Here is a 20,224-nt window from a genome sequence, read left to right on the forward strand (position 1 = left end):
GGCATATCGTTCATAGTTTGAGTGTGAGGCTTGTTAACATGTAACGATACAAGGAGTGTCTCGGATGAGCGTGGAACAGTACCAGTCGACTTACATTCAGGAGCAGTTCGCGAACAGAATCGGCGGCGCCAATTACGGCAAAGATACGAACATTTATAAATTCGAGAAAATCAAACGGGCGAAAGCGGCGGCCAGGAAAGCTCACCCGGACGTCGAGCTCATCGATATGGGCGTCGGCGAACCGGACGAGATGGCCGACGCGGGCATCGTCGCCAAACTGGCGGAAGAAGCCGCCAAGCCGGAGAACCGCGGTTATGCGGACAACGGAATCGCCGAGTTTAAGCAAGCGGCGGCGACTTATTTGAAGGAAGTATTCTCCGTGGACGGCATCGATCCCGAAACGGAGGTTCTGCATACGATCGGAGCCAAGCCTGCCTTGGCCATGCTGCCTACGGTGTTCATTAATCCGGGCGACGTCACGATTATGACGGTTCCGGGCTACCCGGTCATGGGCACGCATACGAAATATCTGGGCGGCGAAGTGTACAACGTTCAACTGACGAAGGAAAACGACTTCCTTCCGGACCTGAAGGCGATTCCTCAAGAAATCGCCAGACGGGCCAAGCTGCTCTACTTGAACTACCCGAACAATCCGACGGGCGCTGTGGCGACGAGGGCTTTTTTCGAGGAAGTGGTGGCCTGGGCGAAGAAGTTCAACGTGATCGTCGTTCACGACGCTCCTTACGCCGCACTGACCTACGGCGGAGTAAAGCCTTTCAGCTTCCTGTCCGTTCCGGGCGCCAAGGACGTGGGCGTCGAGCTGCACTCCTTGTCCAAGTCCTATAACATGACTGGCTGGCGAATCGGCTTTATCGCCGGCAACCCGCTCGTCGTCAAGGCGTTCGGGGACGTGAAAGACAACAACGACTCGGGGCAATTCATCGCCATTCAGAAAGCGGCCGCCTACGGTTTAGCCAATCCGCAGATTACCGAGGCGATCTCGGCGAAATATTCCCGACGCCACAACATGCTCGTCGCCGCGCTGAACGAGATCGGCTTCCGCGCGGAGAAGCCGAAAGGCTCCTTCTTCCTGTACGTCGAAGCGCCGAAAGGCATCGTCGGAGGACAGCGGTTCGATTCCGGTGAAGATTTCTCGCAATATCTGATTCGCGAGAAGCTGATCTCCACCGTACCGTGGGACGACGCCGGCAAATTCGTCCGCTTCTCGGTCACTTTCATCGCCCAGGGCGAAGCGGAAGAAGCTCGCGTCATCGACGAGATCAAGCGCCGTTTGACCGACGTTCAATTCGAATTTTAAGCTTCGGATTTCCTTGACACTTCATGTCGAACGTGGGATAATCATTGTTAATGAACGGGTACCTTTAAATCAGTCCAGAGAGACTGGCAAGGTGGCGCAGAATTGACAACGATCCGGGACATGCGTACGAGCATGCTCATTGTTCGGCTTGGGGTCGAACGATGGACATGTATCCGCATCTCTTGTCTTCGGATATCCGCGTCTGGCTGTAACCTCCTTGCGAATTCGCAGGGAGGTTTTTTAGTGTGCAAATCTCGCGTGAAGGAGGGGCCGGGTTGACGGACTCGCGTGTCATTATGGACGAATCCGCCATTCGGCGGGCGCTTACCCGGATTGCTCACGAGATGGTCGAGAAAAACAAGGGCATCCAAGGCTGCGTGTTGATCGGCATACGGACTCGAGGCGTCTACTTGGCGCATCGCGTAGCCGATCGAATTCTGGATATCGAGGGTCAGCCGATTCCCGTCGGGGAGTTGGACATTACCCGCTATCGGGACGATCGCCCTTCCGCTGCGAGAGCGAGCGCAGCCGAACCGGGAGAAGAGCTGAAACGGCTGGTCACCGACAAGCGGATCATTCTGTTCGACGACGTGCTCTATACCGGAAGGACGATTCGAGCCGCACTGGACGCGCTGATGGATTGCGGGAGGCCGCAATCGATTCAGCTGGCGGTTCTCGTCGACAGGGGGCATCGCGAGCTGCCGATTCGCCCGGACTACGTCGGCAAGAACGTGCCGACTTCGCGGCATGAGAAAATCGACGTCTCGCTCAGAGAAATCGATGAGACCGACTGCGTTACGATCCTGCATCCGCGCGAAGCGGAGGTCGGAAGGTAATCTTACCCTAACAGAGGAGGCGCCAGGAATAGATGACGACATGGATCATAAACGCCAACAGGTGGAACGCGGAAGCGGGGAAGCTTGAAATCGCGCATGTGCGCATCGAGGAGGGAACGATTGCGGAATGGCGCATCGGCGGCTCGGCGCCCGATACGGCGGGAGCGGAAGCCATCGATGCCGAGGGCAAGCTAATCTCGCCGGGATTAATCGACATGCACGTTCACTTGCGGGAGCCGGGATTCGAACATAAGGAAACGATCGCCAGCGGCACCGAGTCGGCGGCCCGAGGCGGCTTCACCGTCATCGCTCCGATGCCGAACACGAGACCGGTCATGGATACGCCGGAGACGATCGAGTTCGTGCTCGACAAGTCGAGGACGGAAGGCGTCGTGCGGGTGCTGCCGTATGCCGCGATTACGAAAAACGAACTCGGCCGCGAGCTGACCGATTTCCCGGCCTTGAAGAAAGCCGGAGCGATCGGCTTTACGGACGACGGCGTAGGCGTGCAGAACGCGCAAATGATGAAAAACGCGATGGCGCTCGCCAAGTCGCTCGATATGCCGATTATCGCCCACTGCGAGGACGACTCGCTGGTAGAGGGCGCGGCGGTCACCGACGGGGCTTTTGCCCGCAAGCATGGGTTGAAGGGCATTCCGAACGAATCGGAGGCGATCCATGTCGGCCGGGACATTTTGCTGTCCGAAGCGACGGGCGTACATTACCATGTGTGCCACGTCAGCACGGAGCAGTCGATCCGGCTGATCCGGCTCGGCAAGTCGGTCGGCGTGAACGTTACCGCGGAAGTATGCCCGCACCACCTGCTGCTCTCGGACGAGGATATTCCGGACAGCATGGACGCCAACTGGAAAATGAACCCGCCGCTCAGGACGCCGCGAGACGTCGAAGCGTGCATTCAGGCGCTGGAGGACGGGACAATCGATATCATCGTGACCGACCATGCTCCCCATAGCGAGGAGGAGAAGGCGCGGGGGCTGGATCGGGCGCCGTTCGGCATCGTCGGATTCGAAACGGCGTTCCCGCTGCTCTACACGAAATTCGTCCGCACCGGGCGCTGGAGTCTCGACTTCCTGCTGCGCAGAATGACGAGCGACCCGGCCCGAGTGTTCCGGCTTCCGTACGGAACGATGGACGCGGGATCCCCGGCGGATCTGATTCTGATCGATCTGGAAAACGAGCGGGAGGTCGATCCCTCGACCTTCCTGTCGAAAGGTCGCAATACCCCGTTTGCGGGTTGGAAGTTATACGGCTGGCCGACCATGACTATGGTCGGCGGCAAAGTGGTCTGGACCGAAGAGAACGGCATTAACCGCTAAGGAGTGATTGGAATGCAAGCCAGATTGTTGTTGGAAGACGGTACGCTGTTCACGGGACAGAGCTTCGGCGCCGAAGTCGGCTCCGTCGGAGAAGTGGTATTCAATACGGGGATTACGGGCTACCAGGAAGTGCTGTCCGACCCTTCCTATTGCGGGCAGATCGTGACGATGACCTATCCGCTCATCGGCAACTACGGCATTAACCGCGACGATTTCGAAAGCATCCGTCCTTACGTTCACGGATTCGTCGTTCGCCGCCACGAGAGCGTGCCGAGCAACTGGAGAGCGCAATATACGGTTGACCAACTGCTGAAGGAATACGGCATTCCGGGCATCAGCGACATCGATACCCGCATGCTGACGAGAATTCTTCGCGTGCACGGCACGATGAAAGGAATCATTACGACGGGCAACGAACGCGTAGAGGAGCTGATGGAGCGTCTGGGCTCGACGCCGCTGATGCGCGATCAGGTCGCGCGGACGTCGACCCAAAACGTATTCTCCAGCCCCGGCGACCAGGAGCGCATCGTGCTGATCGATTACGGCGCGAAGAGCGGCATTCTGCGCGATCTGACGAAGCGCGGCTGCGACGTCGTCGTCGTGCCGCAGAACACGACGGCGGACGAAATACGCCGCCTGCATCCCGACGGGATTCAGCTGTCCAACGGTCCGGGAGACCCGAAGGACGTGCCGCACGCCGTGGAGACGATTCGCGAGCTGCTCGGCCAGTATCCGATATTCGGCATCTGTCTGGGACATCAGCTGTTTGCGCTCGCCTGCGGCGCGGATACCGGCAAGCTGAAATTCGGCCACCGCGGCGGCAACCATCCGGTTAAGGAGCTGGAATCCGGCCGCTGCTTTATCACCTCCCAGAACCACGGCTATACGGTCGTCGAAGAATCGATCGCCGGTACGGAACTGGAAGTGACGCATATCAACAACAACGACAAAACGATCGAAGGCTTGAAGCATAAACGCTACCCCGCCTTCTCGGTTCAATATCATCCGGAGGCCGCCCCGGGGCCTTACGACAATAGCTACTTGTTCGACCGTTTCCTGCAACTGATTCGCGACCACAAGAAAGCCAACCCGGAACGCCCTCGTCAGGCGCAACTGTCGGAGACGCTGAGAGGAGAACTGCTGTATGCCCAAAAATAAAGACCTCAAAAAAATTCTCGTCATCGGCTCCGGTCCGATCGTCATCGGACAAGCCGCGGAATTCGATTACGCCGGCACGCAAGCTTGTCAGGCGCTGAAGGAAGAAGGCATCGAAGTCGTTCTGATCAACAGCAATCCGGCGACGATCATGACCGACACGAACATCGCCGACAAAGTCTACATCGAACCGATCAATCTGGAGTTCGTGTCGCAGATTATCCGCCAGGAGCGCCCGGACGGACTGCTGCCGACGCTCGGCGGTCAGACCGGGCTGAATATGGCGGTCGAACTGGCCCGCGCGGGCGTGCTGGAGCAGGAGAACGTCAAGCTGCTCGGCACGCAGCTTGACGCGATCGAGCGCGCCGAAGACCGCGATCTGTTCCGCGAGCTGATGAGAGAGCTGGAGCAGCCGGTGCCGGAGAGCACGATCGTCACGACGGTCGAGGACGCGGTGGAATTCGCGAACGGCCTCGGGTATCCGGTTATCGTCCGCCCGGCTTATACGCTCGGCGGAACGGGCGGCGGCATCGCTCCGAGCGAAGAGGAGCTGCGCGAGATTGTCGCCAACGGCATCCGCTACAGCCCGATCGGTCAATGCTTGATCGAGAAGTCGATTGCGGGCATGAAGGAAATCGAATACGAAGTGATGCGCGACGCGAACGACAACTGCATCGTCGTCTGCAACATGGAGAACTTCGATCCGGTCGGCGTTCACACCGGCGACAGCATCGTCGTGGCGCCTAGCCAGACGCTGTCCGACCGCGAGTACCAAATGCTGCGCTCGGCGTCGCTCAAAATCATCCGCGCGCTGAACATCGAAGGCGGCTGCAACGTGCAGTTTGCGCTCGATCCGCAAAGCTACCAATACTACGTTATCGAGGTGAACCCTCGCGTCAGCCGTTCCTCGGCGCTCGCCTCCAAAGCGACCGGCTATCCGATCGCGAAGATGGCGGCAAAAATCGCGATCGGCTATACGCTGGACGAGATCGTCAATCCGGTGACGGGCCAGACGTACGCTTGCTTCGAGCCTACGCTGGACTATATCGTGTCGAAAATTCCGCGCTGGCCGTTCGACAAGTTCACTTCCGCAAACCGCAAGCTGGGCACGCAGATGAAGGCAACCGGCGAAGTAATGGCGATTGGCCGCACGTTCGAGGAATCGATCCATAAAGCGGTCCGATCGCTGGAAATCGGCGTTCACCGCATCTATCTGAAGGGCGCTAACGAGCTGTCCGACGAAGTGTTGACGAACCGGCTGATCAAAGCGGACGACGAGCGGCTGTTCCTCGTCGCGGAAGCGTTCCGCCGCGGCTGGCCGCTGCAGCGCATTCAGGATTTGTCCAACATCGACTGGTGGTTCCTCGACAAGATCGAGCGGATCGTCCAGCTTGAGGACGAAATTCGTAAAGAGCCCGCCCTTACGGCGGAGCTGCTGTACAAGGCCAAGCGAAACGGCTTGACGGACCGCGCCATCGCCGAGCTGAGAAGCGAAGGCCATCCGTCCGGCTCTTATACGAAAGAAGCCGACGTCCGCGCCTATCGGCTCGAGCAAGGCTTAAAGCCGGTCTATAAGATGGTCGACACTTGCGCCGCCGAATTCGAGGCGACGACCCCGTATTACTATTCGACCTACGAGACGGAGAACGAAGTGCTTCCGAGCGACAAGGAGAAAATCATTGTGCTCGGCTCCGGCCCGATTCGGATCGGACAGGGCATCGAGTTCGACTACTCGACCGTGCACGCCGTATGGGCGATCCGCAACGCGGGCTACGAAGCGGTCATTATTAACAACAATCCGGAGACGGTGTCCACCGACTTCAGCACGTCGGATCGTCTCTACTTCGAGCCGCTCTTCTACGAGGATGTCATGAACGTCATCGAGCAGGAGAAACCGGTTGGCGTCATCGTGCAATTCGGCGGACAGACGGCGATCAACCTGGCCGCGCCGCTGGCCAAGGCCGGCGTCCGCATTCTCGGCACGTCGCTGGACAGCATCGATGAAGCCGAAGACCGCAAACGGTTCGAGGCGCTGCTGAGCAAACTGAACGTTCCGCAGCCGAAAGGAACGACCGTGACTTCGGTGGAAGAGGCGGTAGGCGCCGCGCAAGAGCTCGGATATCCGGTGCTCGTGCGTCCGTCCTACGTCCTCGGCGGTCGGGCGATGGAAATCGTCTACTCCGACGAAGAGCTGCTGTCCTACATGGAAGTAGCCGTAAAAATCAATCCGGAGCATCCGGTCCTGATCGACCGTTACATGCTCGGCAAGGAAATCGAGATCGACGCGATCTGCGACGGCGAGACGGTGCTCATTCCGGGCATCATGGAGCACGTCGAGCGCGCGGGCGTTCACTCCGGCGACTCGATCGCGGTGTATCCGCCGCAGTCGCTGTCCGAGGAAATCAAGCGGCAGGCGATCGACATTACAATCAAAATCGCCAAGGAGCTGAAGACGGTCGGACTCGTCAACATCCAGTTCGTCGTCTGGCAGGAAAAAGTGTACGTCATCGAGGTTAACCCTCGTTCGTCCCGGACCGTGCCGTTCCTGAGCAAAGTGACGAAAATCCCGATGGCCAATCTGGCGACGCAGGCGATTCTCGGCAAAAAGCTGACGGAGCTCGGCTATCAGGAAGGGCTGTGGCCGGAAGACGAGTTCGTCTCGGTCAAAGTGCCGGTCTTCAGCTTCGCCAAGCTGCGCCGCGTCGACCCGACGCTGACGCCCGAGATGAAGTCGACCGGCGAAGTGATGGGACGCGACCGTTTCTACGCGAAAGCTCTATTCAAAGGCCTGGTCGGATCGGGCATGAAAATCCCGAACTCCGGCGCGATTATCGCGACGGTCGCCGACAAGGACAAGGAAGAAGCGATCCAGATTTTGAAAGGCTTCTACAACCTGGGCTACAAGCTGCTGGCCACGGGCGGAACCGCCGACGCCTTGGAAGCCGCGGGACTGAAAGTCCGCCGCGTCAACAAGCTGTCCGACGGCTCGCCGAACATTCTCGATCTGATTCGCACCGGCCAGGCGCAGTTCGTCGTTAATACGCTGACGAAGGGCAAGACGCCTGAACGCGACGGCTTCCGCATCCGCCGGGAGGCGGTCGAGAACGGCGTCGTCTGCTTGACGTCGCTGGACACCGTCCGCGCGCTGCTGAACATGCTGCAGGCGCTGCGTTTCTCGAGCGAAGCGATGCCGGCGTTCCAAGACTAGAGGAGGAATCGCATTGTCGTTGTTATCCCGCAGCGAGGCGGCCGGCAAAATTATGGTCGCGCTCGACAAGCCCGACGCGAAAGCCGCTCTGGAGCTGGCCGATCGGCTGCAAGGCTCAGGCTGCTGGATGAAGGTAGGCATGGAGCTGTTCTATGCGGCAGGACCTGCGATCGTACGGGAGCTGAAGAGCAGAGGCTTCCGTATCTTCCTCGATCTGAAAATGCACGACATTCCGAACACCGTCCGCGGCGGGGCGAGAAGCATTGCCAGACTTGGCGTGGATCTGTTTAACGTCCACGGAGCCGGAGGGCTGTCGATGATGCGCGCCGCTATGGAAGGCGTCCGGGATGCGCTGGAGTCAGGGGACGCCGAACGGGCTCCCCTCGTCATCGCGGTGACGCAGCTGACGAGCACGAGCCAGGACGTGCTGAATGCCGAGATCGGCATTCCTGGCGCGTTGGAGGACGCTGTCGTCCGCTATGCGAAGCGGGCGCATGAGGCCGGGCTGCAGGGCGTGGTCGCCTCGCCTCTGGAGGTCTCAGCCATTAAGGCGGCTTGCGGGGCAGGCTTCATCACGGTAACGCCGGGCATTCGCCCGCGCGGTGCGGACGTCGGCGACCAGTCTCGCATTACGACGCCCCGGGACGCCGTAGAGGGAGGCACCGACTACCTTGTTATCGGACGTCCGATTACGGCGGCTGACTCTCCGGAGAAGGCGCTGGATCACATTTTGAAGGAGTTGACCCAATGATGAGCCCACATTCCGCAGAGCAGCTGCCTGCCGTCATCGCTGGAAGTCTGCTGGACATCGGGGCAGTAGCCCTTCGTCCGAACGAGCCGTTTACTTGGACGTCGGGGATTGTCTCCCCGATTTACTGCGACAATCGGCTGACGATGAGCTATCCGGACATCCGCGAGACGATCGCCGACGGGTTCGCGACGCTGATCCGCACGCATTATCCGGATACGGAGGTCATCGCCGGCACGGCGACGGCCGGCATTCCGCACGCCGCGTGGGTGGCGCAGAAGCTAAACCTGCCGATGGCCTATATCCGCGATAAGGCGAAGGGCCACGGCAAGCAAAACCAAATCGAGGGCTTGATCAAGGACGGGCAGAAGGTCGTCGTGATCGAAGACTTGATCTCCACGGGAGGCAGTTCCCTAAAAGCGGCGCTGGCCGTCATGGAGGCGGGCGGCGACGTGCAGGGAGTGCTTGCGATTTTCACCTATCAGTTCGCTCAGGCGGAGCAAGCGTTCAGCGAGGAAGGCGTCGAACTGAAGACGCTGTCGAACTATTCGGCGCTCGTCGACGAAGCTCTCAGACGCGGCGTGATCGGCGGAGCCGACGTCAAGCTGCTGCAATCTTGGCGCGAAAATCCTCAAGCGTTCGGCAAATAAGCGAAACAACAATCGGCGGCTTCCCGTGGGAGGGCCGCTTTTTGTCATTTACTCGGTCTGCAGACCGAGGCCAAAAGCGTGCCCGGGACCGTCGAAGGGCTTCTCCTCTTCGTTTACAATGGGATTATCCTATGAGGTTTGGCAAAAAAAAGGAGAGTGTAATCGTGGCCATTCTGGAAGTGAAGGGTCTGCGCAAAGCGTTCGGCGCCGTGCAAGCGGTTGAAGAAATCAGCTTCTCGGTCGAGAACGGGGAAGTATTCACGATCATCGGTCCGAACGGAGCCGGGAAGACGACGACCCTGGAAATGATCGAAGGGATGCAGGCACCCGACAGAGGTACGATCTCGATCAACGGGATGACGTGGGACAAGGATGCCGAACGAATCAAAACGATCATCGGCGTTCAACCGCAATCGAGCGCTCTGTTCGATCTGCTCACCGTGGAAGAGAACCTGGAGCTGTTCGCCTCGTTTTATCCGCATTCGAAGCAGCCGTCCGAGGTGCTGGAGATGATCAATTTGACCGATCACCGCCGCAAAAACGTCAAGTCGCTGTCCGGAGGACAGCGCCAACGTCTTGCGATCGGACTGGCGATGATCAGCGATCCGCAAATCATTTTTCTTGACGAGCCGACGACAGGGTTGGACCCGCAAGCCCGCCGCAACATTTGGGACATCGTTCTGAAGCTGAAGGAGCTGGGCAAGACGACGATTTTGACGACCCACTACATGGAAGAAGCCGAGAAGCTGAGCGACCGCGTCTGCATCGTCGATCAAGGCAAGGTCGTCACGCTTGATACGCCCGCCAATCTGATCGACAGCCTGACGAAGGAACGGGAAGTTCGACTGTACTTCCAGGACGGAGAAGCGGCCGCTGCCGAGACGGAACAGGTCGCCAAGGGCGATCCGACGGTCGTTCGAACGGAGTTGGACGGCTCCTCGCTGAAGGTTTGGTCGGTGCGTCCGGAGGAAACGCTGTACGGGGTTTTTGGCTTTACGAAGGAAAAAGGGTATCGGGTCGAGCAAGTCTCCATTCGAGAGATGAGTCTCGAAGACGTATTCATCGCCTTTACGGGCAAAGAGTGGAGGGACTAAGGTGAGCAACGGCAAACAGCTTGGTAAATTGTTCGGCGCGCAGCTTAAAATGATGTTCCGGGAAAAGCAGGTGTGGTTTTGGAACCTCTTTTTCCCGATCATTCTGATGGTCATTTTTATGGTGATTTTCGGCGGCGGAGGAGGCAGCGACTTCAAAGCGAAAATCGCGGTCGTGAAGCCGAGCGCGAGCGAAGCGTCGGATATGCTGGAAGGTTACTTGCGGCAAGTGCCGGTTTTGGAGTGGAAATCGGAACAGCCGGTTACGGCGGATGAAGCGGACGAGTGGGTCAAGGACAAAGACGTCGACGCCGTCATCGTTTTGCCCGGCGAGAACGAGACGACGCTCGGGGTCATCGTGAACAAGGAGAACGAAACAAGCGCGACGACCCAAGCCATTGCGGGCATTCTGGACAAATTCGTGCAACAAACGAACTACCAGGTAGCCGGCGTCACGCCGACGTTCTCGGTGGAGACGACCGCCGTATCGAGCGGCAGCGAGGATTTAAGCTACGTCGATTTCCTGCTGACGGGAATGATTGCGCTCGCGGTGGCGCAAGGCGGATTGTTCGGCATGGTGGACATGGTCGAAATGAGAAGGAAAGGGCTGCTCAAGAGGCTTAGGCTCACGCCGGCAAAAATGGGTCTGTTCGGAGTGGGCGGCATGATGGTGCGCTTCGTGCTCGGCATCGTGCAGATCGTCATTCTGTCCCTGATAGGAGTGTTCGGGTTCGGCGCCAAGCTTCACCTGGATTTTCCGACGCTGATCGTCGGTTTCTTCATCGGGGCTCTGGCCTTTAACGCGCTCGGTTACCTATTCTCATCCTTCAGCAAATCGATCGAAGCCTATATGGGGATGGCCAATATCGCCAGCTTTCTCATGATGTTCCTGAGCGGGATTTTCTTCCCGACGAGCGGCTTCCCGGAATGGCTTGTTCCGGTGTCGAAGGTGCTGCCGCTGACTTACTTCGTAAACGGCATACGCGACGGCATGGTGTACGGCAGCGGCATCGCGTCCGCCGACTTCTGGAGCGGGATCGGCATTCTCGCCGCGTGGGGAGTAGCAGCCTTCATCCTTGCCGTACTGATCTATCGCAAAACAAAGATAGACGTTCGCTAGCTAACGCTTTAATGGCTTCCGTTTCAGGGCTTGCGGGACCGATGCGAATCGCCGACGACTCGGGCGATGGCCATCAGGCTCCCACAGGCCTTTTCTCTTCCGCTCCGACACCTTTCGCTCCATCCTCCGCTCAGAACTCGACGAGCGATGCTGGCTTGTACTCTGCTATGGCTATTATCCCCTTCGCTCAGAATGCGACGAGCTAATGCGGGCTTGTACTCTGCTATCGCCATTATCCCCTTCGCTCAGAACTCGACGAGCTAATGCGGGCTTGTACTCTGCTATCGCCATTATCCCCTTCGCTCAGAATGCGACGAGCTAATGCGGGCTTGTACTCTGCTATGGCCATTATCCCCTTCGCTCAGGATGAGACGACGAAGCGGGCTTTTCTTTTCTCCCCCATCCATGATCTCCTTGACTCGAGTTGACGAGCGGCAGAGATTTAGCCGGTTGAGAGTGTCGGGGGAAGGGAAGGGGCCGCCGATAGGAGCGATGGGTTGTCGTTTCTGAGGGAAAGGGATAGTGGCCGCAGCGAGTCTCACGGGCGGGAGCGGCGCGAAGTTTCTGAGCGAGAGGGATAATGGCCGCAGGGGAATGTGGATAAGGACGGATTAACCGGTAAACTGAGCGAAGGGGATAGTGGGCATACGATGCCAAAAGGGGAGGCGAAAGAGGCAGGGTAAAGCCGCCAGGATAAAGCCGACCGGGACGAGATCAAGTCTCGCGCCCGGTCGGTGGGGCGGTCGGGCGGTCGGGCGGTAAGGCGGTGGTCCGCTAGGCAGCAGGGCTACTGCAATTGTTTCAGCCATTGCTTGATTTCTTCGTTGGGAAGCTCCTCTGCGGACGGAGTCGGGATCGGATCGTCGGACAGCCGGTAGCTCAACTTCAGGGAGATGATCCTTCGCACACTCTCGTCCAGGCGGGATTCCGGGAGTTCGCCGGATTTGGCCGCTTGAAGCAGCCTGTCGTACACCTGATGAACGGTATCGTAGCCGTGGGCGACAAGAATGAGGTCGCTGCCGGCCTGCAAGGACTGAAGCGATGCGTCTTCGATGCCGTAATTGCGAGCGATGGCGCCCATCGTCATGTCGTCCGTGATGACAACGCCCTCGTAGCCAAGCTTGCCGCGGAGCAGGTCGGTGATGACTATTTTGGACAGAGATGATGGGGCGTCCGGGTCGATCCTCGGAAATAAAATGTGCGCGATCATGACGGCATCCGCTCCCTCGTGGATCGCAGCACGGAACGGAATCCATTCCAGCTCCTCCAGATCGTCGACCGTTTTATCTACAGAAGGCAGCTCCAGATGTGAGTCGACCGACGTATCCCCGTGTCCGGGAAAATGCTTGACGACGGCAATCGTCCCGCCTTGCCTCAATCCTTGCATAACCGCGACGCCCATGCTCGCGACAAGCTCGGGATCGCTGCCGAACGAGCGGCTGCCGATGACCGGATTGGCCGGGTTGCTGTTCACGTCAAGCACGGGCGCGAAGTTCATGTTGAAGCCGATCAGTCGCAATTCGTCGGAGAGCAGGGCGCCCATTTGCTCCGCCAGCTCCGGCCGCCTCGTTTTACCGACGGTAACGGCGTCAGGCAGGGCGACAAATTCCCGGGGAAGCCGGCTGACTTTGCCGCCTTCCTGGTCGACGCTCAGGAGGAGCGGAAGCGGATTGCCTTCGTTCGCCCGCTTTAAATCGTTGGCGAGCTTAACCGAGCCCTGCAGATCGGAGAAATTGTTTTTGTACCAGATGACCCCTCCGACATGCAGCTCGTCGATCAGCATTTTCATCTTGGCGTCGATCGTCGTGCCGTCGACGCCGGCGACGATCACCTGGCCGATTTTTTGTTCCAAAGTCATCTGCCGCAGCAGAAGGTCGACCGGATCCTCTCCCACAGGCGCCGTCGTCTCCGGAGATGCGGGGGCGGACGGGGGAGCGGTCGCGGTTGACGGCTCCTCCGTCGAAGGGGCAGCGGACGTCGTAGCGTCGGGCGTCGGGGAAGAAGGGGCTCTGTTCGAGCACCCGATCGCAAGCAGGAAGAGCAGGCCAACCCCGATTAGACACAAGTTTTTAATGAATCTGGCTTTCATCGACGCGAACCTCCTTAATAAAAGACTCCCGCGCTTCCCGAAGAGGAAGAGCGGGAGTGCCGCTATGTCAGACTACGAAGGAGCTTTTCAGGGATACGATGCGGTTAAACACCGGCAGCGCCGGCGTTGAATCCTTGGGATCCACGTTAAAGTAGCCATGCCGGAAAAATTGGAACTTGTCTCCGCCGACGGCTTCCTTCATTCCGGGCTCGACGAAGCCCTTCAGCACCTGAAGGGAGTTCGGATTTAGATGTTCCAGGAAGGACTGCCCTTCGTCTTCGGACTCGTCGGAGATGAGCGGCTCGTACAGCCGGAACTCGGCCGGAATCGCGTGCGAGGCGTCCACCCAGTGGAGCGTGCCCTTTACTTTGCGCCCGGCAAAGCCGGAGCCGCTCTTCGTTTCGGGATCGTACGTGCAGCGAAGCTCGACGACGCGGCCTTCCTCGTCGTGAACGACCTCCTCGCATTTGATGAAGTACGCGTGCTTCAGGCGGACTTCATTGCCCGGAAACAGTCGGAAGTACTTCGGCGGCGGGTTGTCCATATAGTCATCCCGCTCGATGTATATTTCTCTCGAGAACGGAATTTGACGGTTGCCCATCTCCGGATTTTCGGAATTGTTCTCGGCATCGAGCCACTCGGTTCGGCCTTCGGGATAATTCGTGATGACGACCTTCAGCGGGTCCAGCACGGCCATCGTCCGCAGCGCCTTCAGCTTCAGATCCTCGCGAATAAAATGCTCCAGCATCCGTTCGTCCACGATCCCGTAGCTTTTGGCGACGCCGATCTCCCGGCAGAAAGCGCGGATCGACTCCGGCGTATAGCCCTTGCGGCGCAAACCGGAAATCGTCGGCATGCGGGGATCGTCCCAGCCGTCGACTTTTTTCTCGTCCACGAGCAGCTTGAGCTTTCTTTTGCTCATGACGGTATTGGTGAGATTCAGACGCGCGAATTCGTACTGGCGCGGCACCCAAGGCATATCGCATTCGCGAATGACCCAGTCGTAGAACGGACGTTGATCCTCGAACTCGAGCGTACAGATCGAGTGCGTGACCCCTTCGATGGCGTCCTCTAGCGGGTGTGCGTACGCGTACATCGGGTAGATGCACCAGGCGTCGCCCGTATTGTGGTGATGGGCGTGCACGACTCGGTACAGAACCGGATCGCGCAGGTTGACGTTCGGAGAAGCCATATCGATTTTGGCGCGCAGCACCTTTTCTCCGTCGGCGAATTCGCCTTCTTTCATTCGCCGGAACAAGTCGAGGTTTTCGTCGACCGATCGGTTTCGGTACGGACTTTCCTGTCCGGGAGAGGTGAGCGTTCCCCGCGTCTCGCGAATCTGGTCGGCGGTTTGATCGTCGACGTAGGCCAAGCCCTTGCGAATCAGCAGAACGGCGCGGTTGTACATTTCTTCGAAATAATCCGAAGCGAAGAACAGGCCGTCCCACTTGAAGCCGAGCCATTCGACATCCTTCTGGATCGATTCCACATACTCCGTATCTTCCTTGACGGGATTCGTGTCGTCGAAGCGGAGGTTCGTCCTGCCCTTAAACTCGTCGGCAAGCTCGAAGTTCAGGCAGATCGATTTGGCGTGCCCGATGTGCAAATACCCGTTCGGCTCGGGAGGAAACCGGGTAACGACTTCTTTGACCTTTCCCGAGGCGAGATCTTCGGATACGATGCTCCGAATAAAGTTCGATGACGGCGTCTTATTTTCCAAGCTGACCAACCTTCCTCGCAATCAATCTTTATATCCTCTAATAATACACAAAAATGCGCCTTCTTATAAAGAGCTAAGCGAAAAATCGGAAAAATGTCGGACGGGGTCGAATGGGCGGAGGACACGATCGGGGATATTTCTTCTAAAAAAATGATAAAGATTTAATTTTTTCAGTAACTTTTCAGATAGACGTCTCGTTATAATCATTGAAGAGTTTGGCAAGGGAGGAAGATGAATGCTGTCATGGCTAGGCCGGGGGGCGGCGAAGAAGAAGTCGGGCGAACAGAGAGAGGATTTGGCGAAATCGCCGGAGCCGTCTCCTCCGAATACCGAAGAAGCGGTCAAGGAACGTCCGGTTTCGAACGAGCCGCTGCTGACGGTGCGCAACGTGGAACGATCCTTCGATGTCGGAAGCCAGAAGATCAGAGTGCTTAAAGGCATCAATCTGAGCCTCTATCCGTCTCAGCTCGTCATGCTCAGAGGCCGCTCGGGTTCAGGCAAGACGACGCTGATGAATCTGATGGGCGGGCTGGATACGCCGACGAAGGGAGAAATCTTTTTTAAGGACCGTCCGTTCCATAAGTGGGATGACGACAAGCGCACTGTCGTGCGCCGCAAGGATATCGGCTTTATTTTTCAAGCGTTCGCCTTGATGCCCTTATTATCCGCCTACGAGAATGTCGAACTGTCTCTTCGAATGGCGAATACTCCGCGTTCGGAGTGGAAAGCGAGAATCACTTCCTGCTTGGATCTCGTCGGACTCTCGAAAAGAATGCATCACCGTCCGTACGAGCTGTCCGGGGGAGAGCAGCAGCGGGTGGCCATCGCCAAAGCGATCGCCCATAGGCCCAGCCTCATTCTGGCGGACGAACCGACCGCAGAGCTGGACAGTCAGATGACCGCGCAAATTATGCAGGTGTTCAAGGAAGTCGTCTCCGCCGAGAAGATCTCGATATGCATGACGACACACGATCCTACGATTATGGAGGTAGCAGACCATGTCTATGAAATGGTGGACGGCGTATTCGTCGCCAATTGACCGTCATTCTCCCGCCCGCCGCAGCCGGAAGAGCGCCGGGTTGATCGCCGTGCTGGCCATCGCTTTGGCGGTGTCGGGGTGCAGCTTGCTGCCGGATGAACCGGAAGAGGAAGACCTGTCGGCGATCCAATTGCCGAAAATATCGGAGAAGCCGCAATACGAAGTCGAGACGAAAACGCTCGAAACGAGAGTGTCCGGCTCGGGAAAAATTCTGTCCTCGCAGGAGAAGCAGGTTTATTTTACGTTGGAAGGCAAACGGCTTAAAAAGCTGTACATAGAGTCCGGCCAGACGGTCGAGGAGGGACAGCCTTTGGCTGAGCTGGACGTCGACGATCTGAAGAAGTCCCTTCGCCAGCAGTCGCTTTCCTTTAAGCAGCGCGAGCTCGAGATGAAGGAGACGCTGCGCAAGAGAGACGAGATGGACCCGATCGAGTTCGAGATGAAATCGCTCCAGTTCGAGGAGGATCGTCAAGCGCTCGCCGATGCTCAGGAGGATATCGATAAGGCGGTGCTGACCGCACCGTTCTCCGGGACGGTCGTATCGGTGAACGTGCAGGAAGGCGATTCGATTAAAGCTTACGACACGATCGCCGTCATCGCCAATCCGAACAGTCTCGTCGTGGCCGCGGAGCTGTCCAGAGACGATCTGGCCAAGGTTTCCGTCGGCATGGAGGTTCGCGTCGACATCAACAACGTCGGACAGCTGCCAGGGAAGGTGAAACAGCTGCCGATTCCTTCGACGGACAATCAGAACGGCGGCAATAACGGAAACCGCACCGACAGCATTAACAAATATTTGCTTGTCGACGTCGAGAAGCTTCCGAAGGAGGCCACCCGCGGAACGCCGCTGTCGATCTCCGTCATTATTAACCGCAAGGAAAATGCGGTCGTTATTCCGCTTGCCGCCCTGCGGACGATCGGAGCGCGCACTTATGTGCAAGTGGCGGAAGCGGACGGAAGCAAGCGCGAGGTCGATGTGGAAGTCGGACAGCAAACTTCGACCGACGCGGAAATCTTGAACGGCCTGACGCCGGGACAGAAAGTCGTAGGTCGGTAATCGATGAACGCGCTAATTCGGTTTCTCTTTCGCAAAATGTGGAACACGCGCTGGATGACGCTCAGCACGCTGGCCGGCTTGTTCGTCGCGGTCGCTTTTACGACGAGCATTCCGATGTATGCGGACGGGGCGTTAAAGCGGGTCGTCTCGCAATCTCTTCAAGACAACAGCGAAGGATTGCCTGCAGGCTCGATGCTGATTCGTTACCAGTCGACGGACGGCAAGACGGATTTGGAAAGCTTCCGCAACGTCGACCAGTATATCCGCGAGGATGTGAAGACCGACATCGGGTTCCCGGTCGAGGTCGCTCAGCGCAGCCTGATGATCCGCAGCTCGGAGGTGTCTCCGGAGGATCCGACCAAGGTCGACGCCAGCCGGACGAGAAAGCTGACGATCGCCGCCTTCGAAGGGTTGAAGGAGCAGAGCGAGCTGGCCGGTGGAAAATGGTTCGAGGACCGTCCGGACGCGGACGGCACGATCCAGGCGCTCATGATGGAGGAGGCGCTGTTCCGCAACGACCTTCACGTCGGCGACGTGCTGCTCTATTCCGTATCCGGAGAGACGCTTCGGGTGCAGATCGTCGGGGCGTTCAAGCCCGTCGACGACAACAGCGCTTATTGGTATCAGGGCTTGGAAGGGCTCATGAACTATTTGTACATTTCCGATTCGGTTTTTCTGGACGATCTGGCCGCCAAGCGGAACATTCCGATTCAGATCGCTAGCTGGTACTCCGCTTTCGATCTGAGAGAAATTCAAACGAGCCAGCTTTCTCCGCTGACCAGCAAGCTGAACCGCATCGATATCGAAGTGTACAAAAGATTGAAGGATACGCGTCTGGAGCTGAGCTTCGCCGGAATGCTGAGCGAATTCCGCAGAGACAGCATTCAACTGCAAACGATGCTGTTCACGCTCGCGGCTCCGATGATCGCCATGGTGTTCTATTTCATCACGATGAACACGCAGCAGGCGCTGGAGAAGCAGCGCTCCGACATCGCCGTGCTGCGAAGCCGGGGGGCGAGCACTCGGCAGATTTTCATGTTGTTCCTGCTGGAGGGCGCCCTGCTCGGCATCGTCGCCTTAGCGATCGGTCCGCTGTTCGGCTGGTTCATGGCCAAGAGCATCGGATCGGCCAACGGCTTTCTGCATTTCGTTGACCGCAAGGCGATACCGGTCGGATTTTCGACCGACGGCGTACTGGCCGGAGTAGCGGCCGTTGTCGTGGCCATTCTGGCGACAGTCATTCCGGCGCTGGTCTTCACGAGAACTTCCATCGTCGATTACAAGAGACAGATGGCCAGGGGAGACCGCAAGCCGTTCTGGCAGAAGTGGTTTATCGACGTCGCGCTGCTGGGCGTTGCCGGGTATGGCTGGTACTTGTTCAACGAGCGCCAGATGGTTACCTTCAAAACGGGGATGACGACGGATCAGTTGAACGTGCAGCCGTTTCTGTTCTTCGTTCCGGCGCTGAGCATTTTTGCTGCGGGCCTGGTGTTTCTCAGACTGTTCCCGCTGCTGCTCAAGCTGTTTAACCTATTAGGGAAAAAGATCCTGCCGGTGCCGTTTTATTTGACGCTCACGCAGCTGTCCCGTTCGGCCAAGTCGTATTATCCGCTCATGATTTTGCTTATTTTGACGCTCGGCCTGGGGATCTATAACTCCTCCGCCGCGCGGACGATCGGGCTGAATTCGGAAGAACGGATCATGTACAAATACGGAACGGACGTCGTCGTCCAGACGGTATGGGAAGTCACGCCCGAGTTCAAGCCGCCGACGCAACAAAGCGGCGGCGGTAGCGGAGGCGGCGGTAGCGGCGGAGGCGGTGGCGGGGGCCAAGGAGAGCGCCCGGTACCGACGAAGCTTAACTACAACGAGCCGCCTTTCGAGGTGTTCCGGACGCTTCCGGGCGTCGAGCATGCGGCGCGGGTGCTGCAGACGAAGAGCAGCTTGACGATCTCCGGCAAGACGGCGGGGCAGGCGACGGTCATGGGCATCGACAATGTCGACTTTGCCCGTGTCGGTTGGCTGCGCAAGGATATGTACCAGATCAATCCTTATAAATATCTGGAATGGATGGGACAGGTGCCGGAAGGAGCGTTCATCTCCTCCAACGTGGCCAAGAAATTCGATCTGAAGCGGGGGGATATGGTTCAGACGGTTATTCAGGAGCAGGCGATCGAATTCATCGTTCTGGATATTCTGCCTTACTGGCCCAGCCTGTACCCGGATCAGGCGCCGTTCCTGGTTGCGAATCTTGGATACATCTACGACCAGGCTCCGCTTATCCCTTACGACGTATGGCTGAAGATGGAGCCCGACGCGAAGGTGCAGGAGATTATTCCGGTGCTGCAGGACAAAGGCGTCGAGCTGGCCGCGATCAACAGCATGAGATCCGAGCTGACGACGCAAAGCCGGCACCCGGCCAGAGGAGGCGTATTCGGAATTCTCAGCCTGGGCTTCCTGGTTACGATCATCGTCTCCTTGTCGGGATACATTCTGTTCTGGTTCTTTAATCTGTCGCGCAGAGTCGTTCAGATCGGCATCCTTCGCGCCATGGGGCTTTCCCGAAAACAGCTGACGGGCATGCTGCTGCTGGAGCAGCTGTTTACGGCCGGCTTGTCGATCGGGCTGGGCATCGGCATCGGCAAGCTGGCGAGTCTGCTGTTCCTGCCGTTCCTGCAGACGACCGACAACTCGACGAACCAGGTTCCGCCGTTCCGGGTGGTGTTCGAGGCGGCCGACACGAATAGATTATATATCGTCGTCGGCGTCATGATGACGATCGGCGTGGCGCTTCTCATCACGCACATTAGACGCTTGAAGGTGCACCAGGCCGTCAAGCTCGGAGAGGAGCGGTAA

The 20,224-nt window shown here is 58.2% G+C and carries 14 protein-coding genes; 12 read left to right on the forward strand and 2 right to left on the reverse strand.

Annotation, left to right across the window (positions count from 1 at the left end):
- Positions 1-64: 64 nt before the first annotated feature.
- The 9 genes from ACFO3S_RS14380 to ACFO3S_RS14420 all read left to right on the forward strand — a co-directional run bounded on the left by ACFO3S_RS14380 (position 65) and on the right by ACFO3S_RS14420 (position 11,463).
- A complete protein-coding gene (locus ACFO3S_RS14380; RefSeq protein ID WP_378097211.1) occupies positions 65-1,318 on the forward strand; it encodes an LL-diaminopimelate aminotransferase in 1,254 nt (417 codons plus the stop codon).
- A gap of 296 nt (positions 1,319-1,614) precedes the next feature.
- The gene (gene pyrR, locus ACFO3S_RS14385) at positions 1,615-2,154 is read left to right on the forward strand and encodes a bifunctional pyr operon transcriptional regulator/uracil phosphoribosyltransferase PyrR (RefSeq protein ID WP_378097289.1); all 540 of its coding nucleotides are present in this window, start codon (positions 1,615-1,617) and stop codon (positions 2,152-2,154) included.
- A gap of 32 nt (positions 2,155-2,186) precedes the next feature.
- Positions 2,187-3,491 carry a dihydroorotase gene (locus ACFO3S_RS14390; protein WP_378097215.1) on the forward strand — a complete coding sequence of 435 codons (1,305 nt, stop codon included), beginning with the start codon at positions 2,187-2,189 and terminating at the stop codon, positions 3,489-3,491.
- A gap of 12 nt (positions 3,492-3,503) precedes the next feature.
- Positions 3,504-4,649, forward strand: coding sequence for a glutamine-hydrolyzing carbamoyl-phosphate synthase small subunit (carA, locus tag ACFO3S_RS14395; RefSeq protein ID WP_378097218.1), 1,146 nt, complete (start codon positions 3,504-3,506; stop codon positions 4,647-4,649).
- Entirely contained in the window at positions 4,636-7,854 is a 3,219-nt protein-coding gene (carB, locus tag ACFO3S_RS14400; RefSeq protein WP_378097221.1) for a carbamoyl-phosphate synthase large subunit, read from the forward strand. The genes carA and carB overlap by 14 nt, the downstream gene beginning before the upstream one ends.
- A gap of 52 nt (positions 7,855-7,906) precedes the next feature.
- The gene (pyrF, locus tag ACFO3S_RS14405; RefSeq protein WP_378097292.1) at positions 7,907-8,605 is read left to right on the forward strand and encodes an orotidine-5'-phosphate decarboxylase; all 699 of its coding nucleotides are present in this window, start codon (positions 7,907-7,909) and stop codon (positions 8,603-8,605) included.
- On the forward strand, positions 8,605-9,252 hold the full coding sequence (pyrE, locus tag ACFO3S_RS14410; RefSeq protein ID WP_378097295.1) for an orotate phosphoribosyltransferase: 648 nt from the start codon (positions 8,605-8,607) through the stop codon (positions 9,250-9,252). The genes pyrF and pyrE overlap by 1 nt, the downstream gene beginning before the upstream one ends.
- A gap of 164 nt (positions 9,253-9,416) precedes the next feature.
- The gene (locus ACFO3S_RS14415) at positions 9,417-10,346 is read left to right on the forward strand and encodes an ABC transporter ATP-binding protein (protein WP_378097224.1); all 930 of its coding nucleotides are present in this window, start codon (positions 9,417-9,419) and stop codon (positions 10,344-10,346) included.
- Position 10,347: 1 nt separating this feature from the next.
- A complete protein-coding gene (locus ACFO3S_RS14420; RefSeq protein ID WP_378097226.1) occupies positions 10,348-11,463 on the forward strand; it encodes an ABC transporter permease in 1,116 nt (371 codons plus the stop codon).
- A gap of 787 nt (positions 11,464-12,250) precedes the next feature.
- On the opposite strand, the gene nagZ is transcribed toward ACFO3S_RS14420, so the two are convergent.
- Positions 12,251-13,552, reverse strand: a complete 1,302-nt coding sequence (gene nagZ / locus ACFO3S_RS14425) for a beta-N-acetylhexosaminidase (RefSeq protein WP_378097229.1) — start codon at positions 13,550-13,552, stop codon at positions 12,251-12,253.
- A 67-nt stretch (positions 13,553-13,619) separates the two neighbouring features.
- Entirely contained in the window at positions 13,620-15,272 is a 1,653-nt protein-coding gene (locus tag ACFO3S_RS14430) for a glutamine--tRNA ligase/YqeY domain fusion protein (protein ID WP_378097232.1), read from the reverse strand.
- A 235-nt stretch (positions 15,273-15,507) separates the two neighbouring features.
- On the opposite strand from ACFO3S_RS14430, the gene ACFO3S_RS14435 reads away from it, so the two are divergent.
- Genes ACFO3S_RS14435 through ACFO3S_RS14445 form a run of 3 tightly spaced genes read left to right on the forward strand, consistent with a single transcriptional unit; the run spans position 15,508 to position 20,224 of the window.
- A complete protein-coding gene (locus ACFO3S_RS14435; protein ID WP_378097235.1) occupies positions 15,508-16,311 on the forward strand; it encodes an ABC transporter ATP-binding protein in 804 nt (267 codons plus the stop codon).
- Complete coding sequence (locus ACFO3S_RS14440) at positions 16,271-17,368, forward strand: efflux RND transporter periplasmic adaptor subunit (RefSeq protein ID WP_378097238.1); 1,098 nt, start codon at positions 16,271-16,273, stop codon at positions 17,366-17,368. The genes ACFO3S_RS14435 and ACFO3S_RS14440 overlap by 41 nt, the downstream gene beginning before the upstream one ends.
- Positions 17,369-17,371: 3 nt before the next feature.
- Entirely contained in the window at positions 17,372-20,224 is a 2,853-nt protein-coding gene (locus tag ACFO3S_RS14445; protein WP_378097240.1) for an ABC transporter permease, read from the forward strand.

Source organism: Cohnella hongkongensis, assembly GCF_042654645.1.
Classification (GTDB): Bacteria; Bacillota; Bacilli; order Paenibacillales; family Paenibacillaceae; genus Cohnella; species Cohnella hongkongensis.

Excerpts from the sequence above, each read along its gene's own strand:
- ACFO3S_RS14435 (WP_378097235.1), top strand. The coding sequence starts at position 15,508 with ATGCTGTCATGGCTAGGCCGGGGGGCGGCGAAGAAGAAGTCGGGCGAA.
- ACFO3S_RS14440 (WP_378097238.1), top strand. The coding sequence starts at position 16,271 with ATGTCTATGAAATGGTGGACGGCGTATTCGTCGCCAATTGACCGTCAT.
- ACFO3S_RS14380 (WP_378097211.1), top strand. The coding sequence starts at position 65 with ATGAGCGTGGAACAGTACCAGTCGACTTACATTCAGGAGCAGTTCGCG.
- carA (WP_378097218.1), top strand. The coding sequence starts at position 3,504 with ATGCAAGCCAGATTGTTGTTGGAAGACGGTACGCTGTTCACGGGACAG.
- ACFO3S_RS14390 (WP_378097215.1), top strand. The coding sequence starts at position 2,187 with ATGACGACATGGATCATAAACGCCAACAGGTGGAACGCGGAAGCGGGG.
- pyrR (WP_378097289.1), top strand. The coding sequence starts at position 1,615 with ATGGACGAATCCGCCATTCGGCGGGCGCTTACCCGGATTGCTCACGAG.
- carB (WP_378097221.1), top strand. The coding sequence starts at position 4,636 with ATGCCCAAAAATAAAGACCTCAAAAAAATTCTCGTCATCGGCTCCGGT.
- pyrF (WP_378097292.1), top strand. The coding sequence starts at position 7,907 with ATGGTCGCGCTCGACAAGCCCGACGCGAAAGCCGCTCTGGAGCTGGCC.
- ACFO3S_RS14445 (WP_378097240.1), top strand. The coding sequence starts at position 17,372 with ATGAACGCGCTAATTCGGTTTCTCTTTCGCAAAATGTGGAACACGCGC.
- nagZ (WP_378097229.1), bottom strand. The coding sequence starts at position 13,552 with ATGAAAGCCAGATTCATTAAAAACTTGTGTCTAATCGGGGTTGGCCTG.
- pyrE (WP_378097295.1), top strand. The coding sequence starts at position 8,605 with ATGAGCCCACATTCCGCAGAGCAGCTGCCTGCCGTCATCGCTGGAAGT.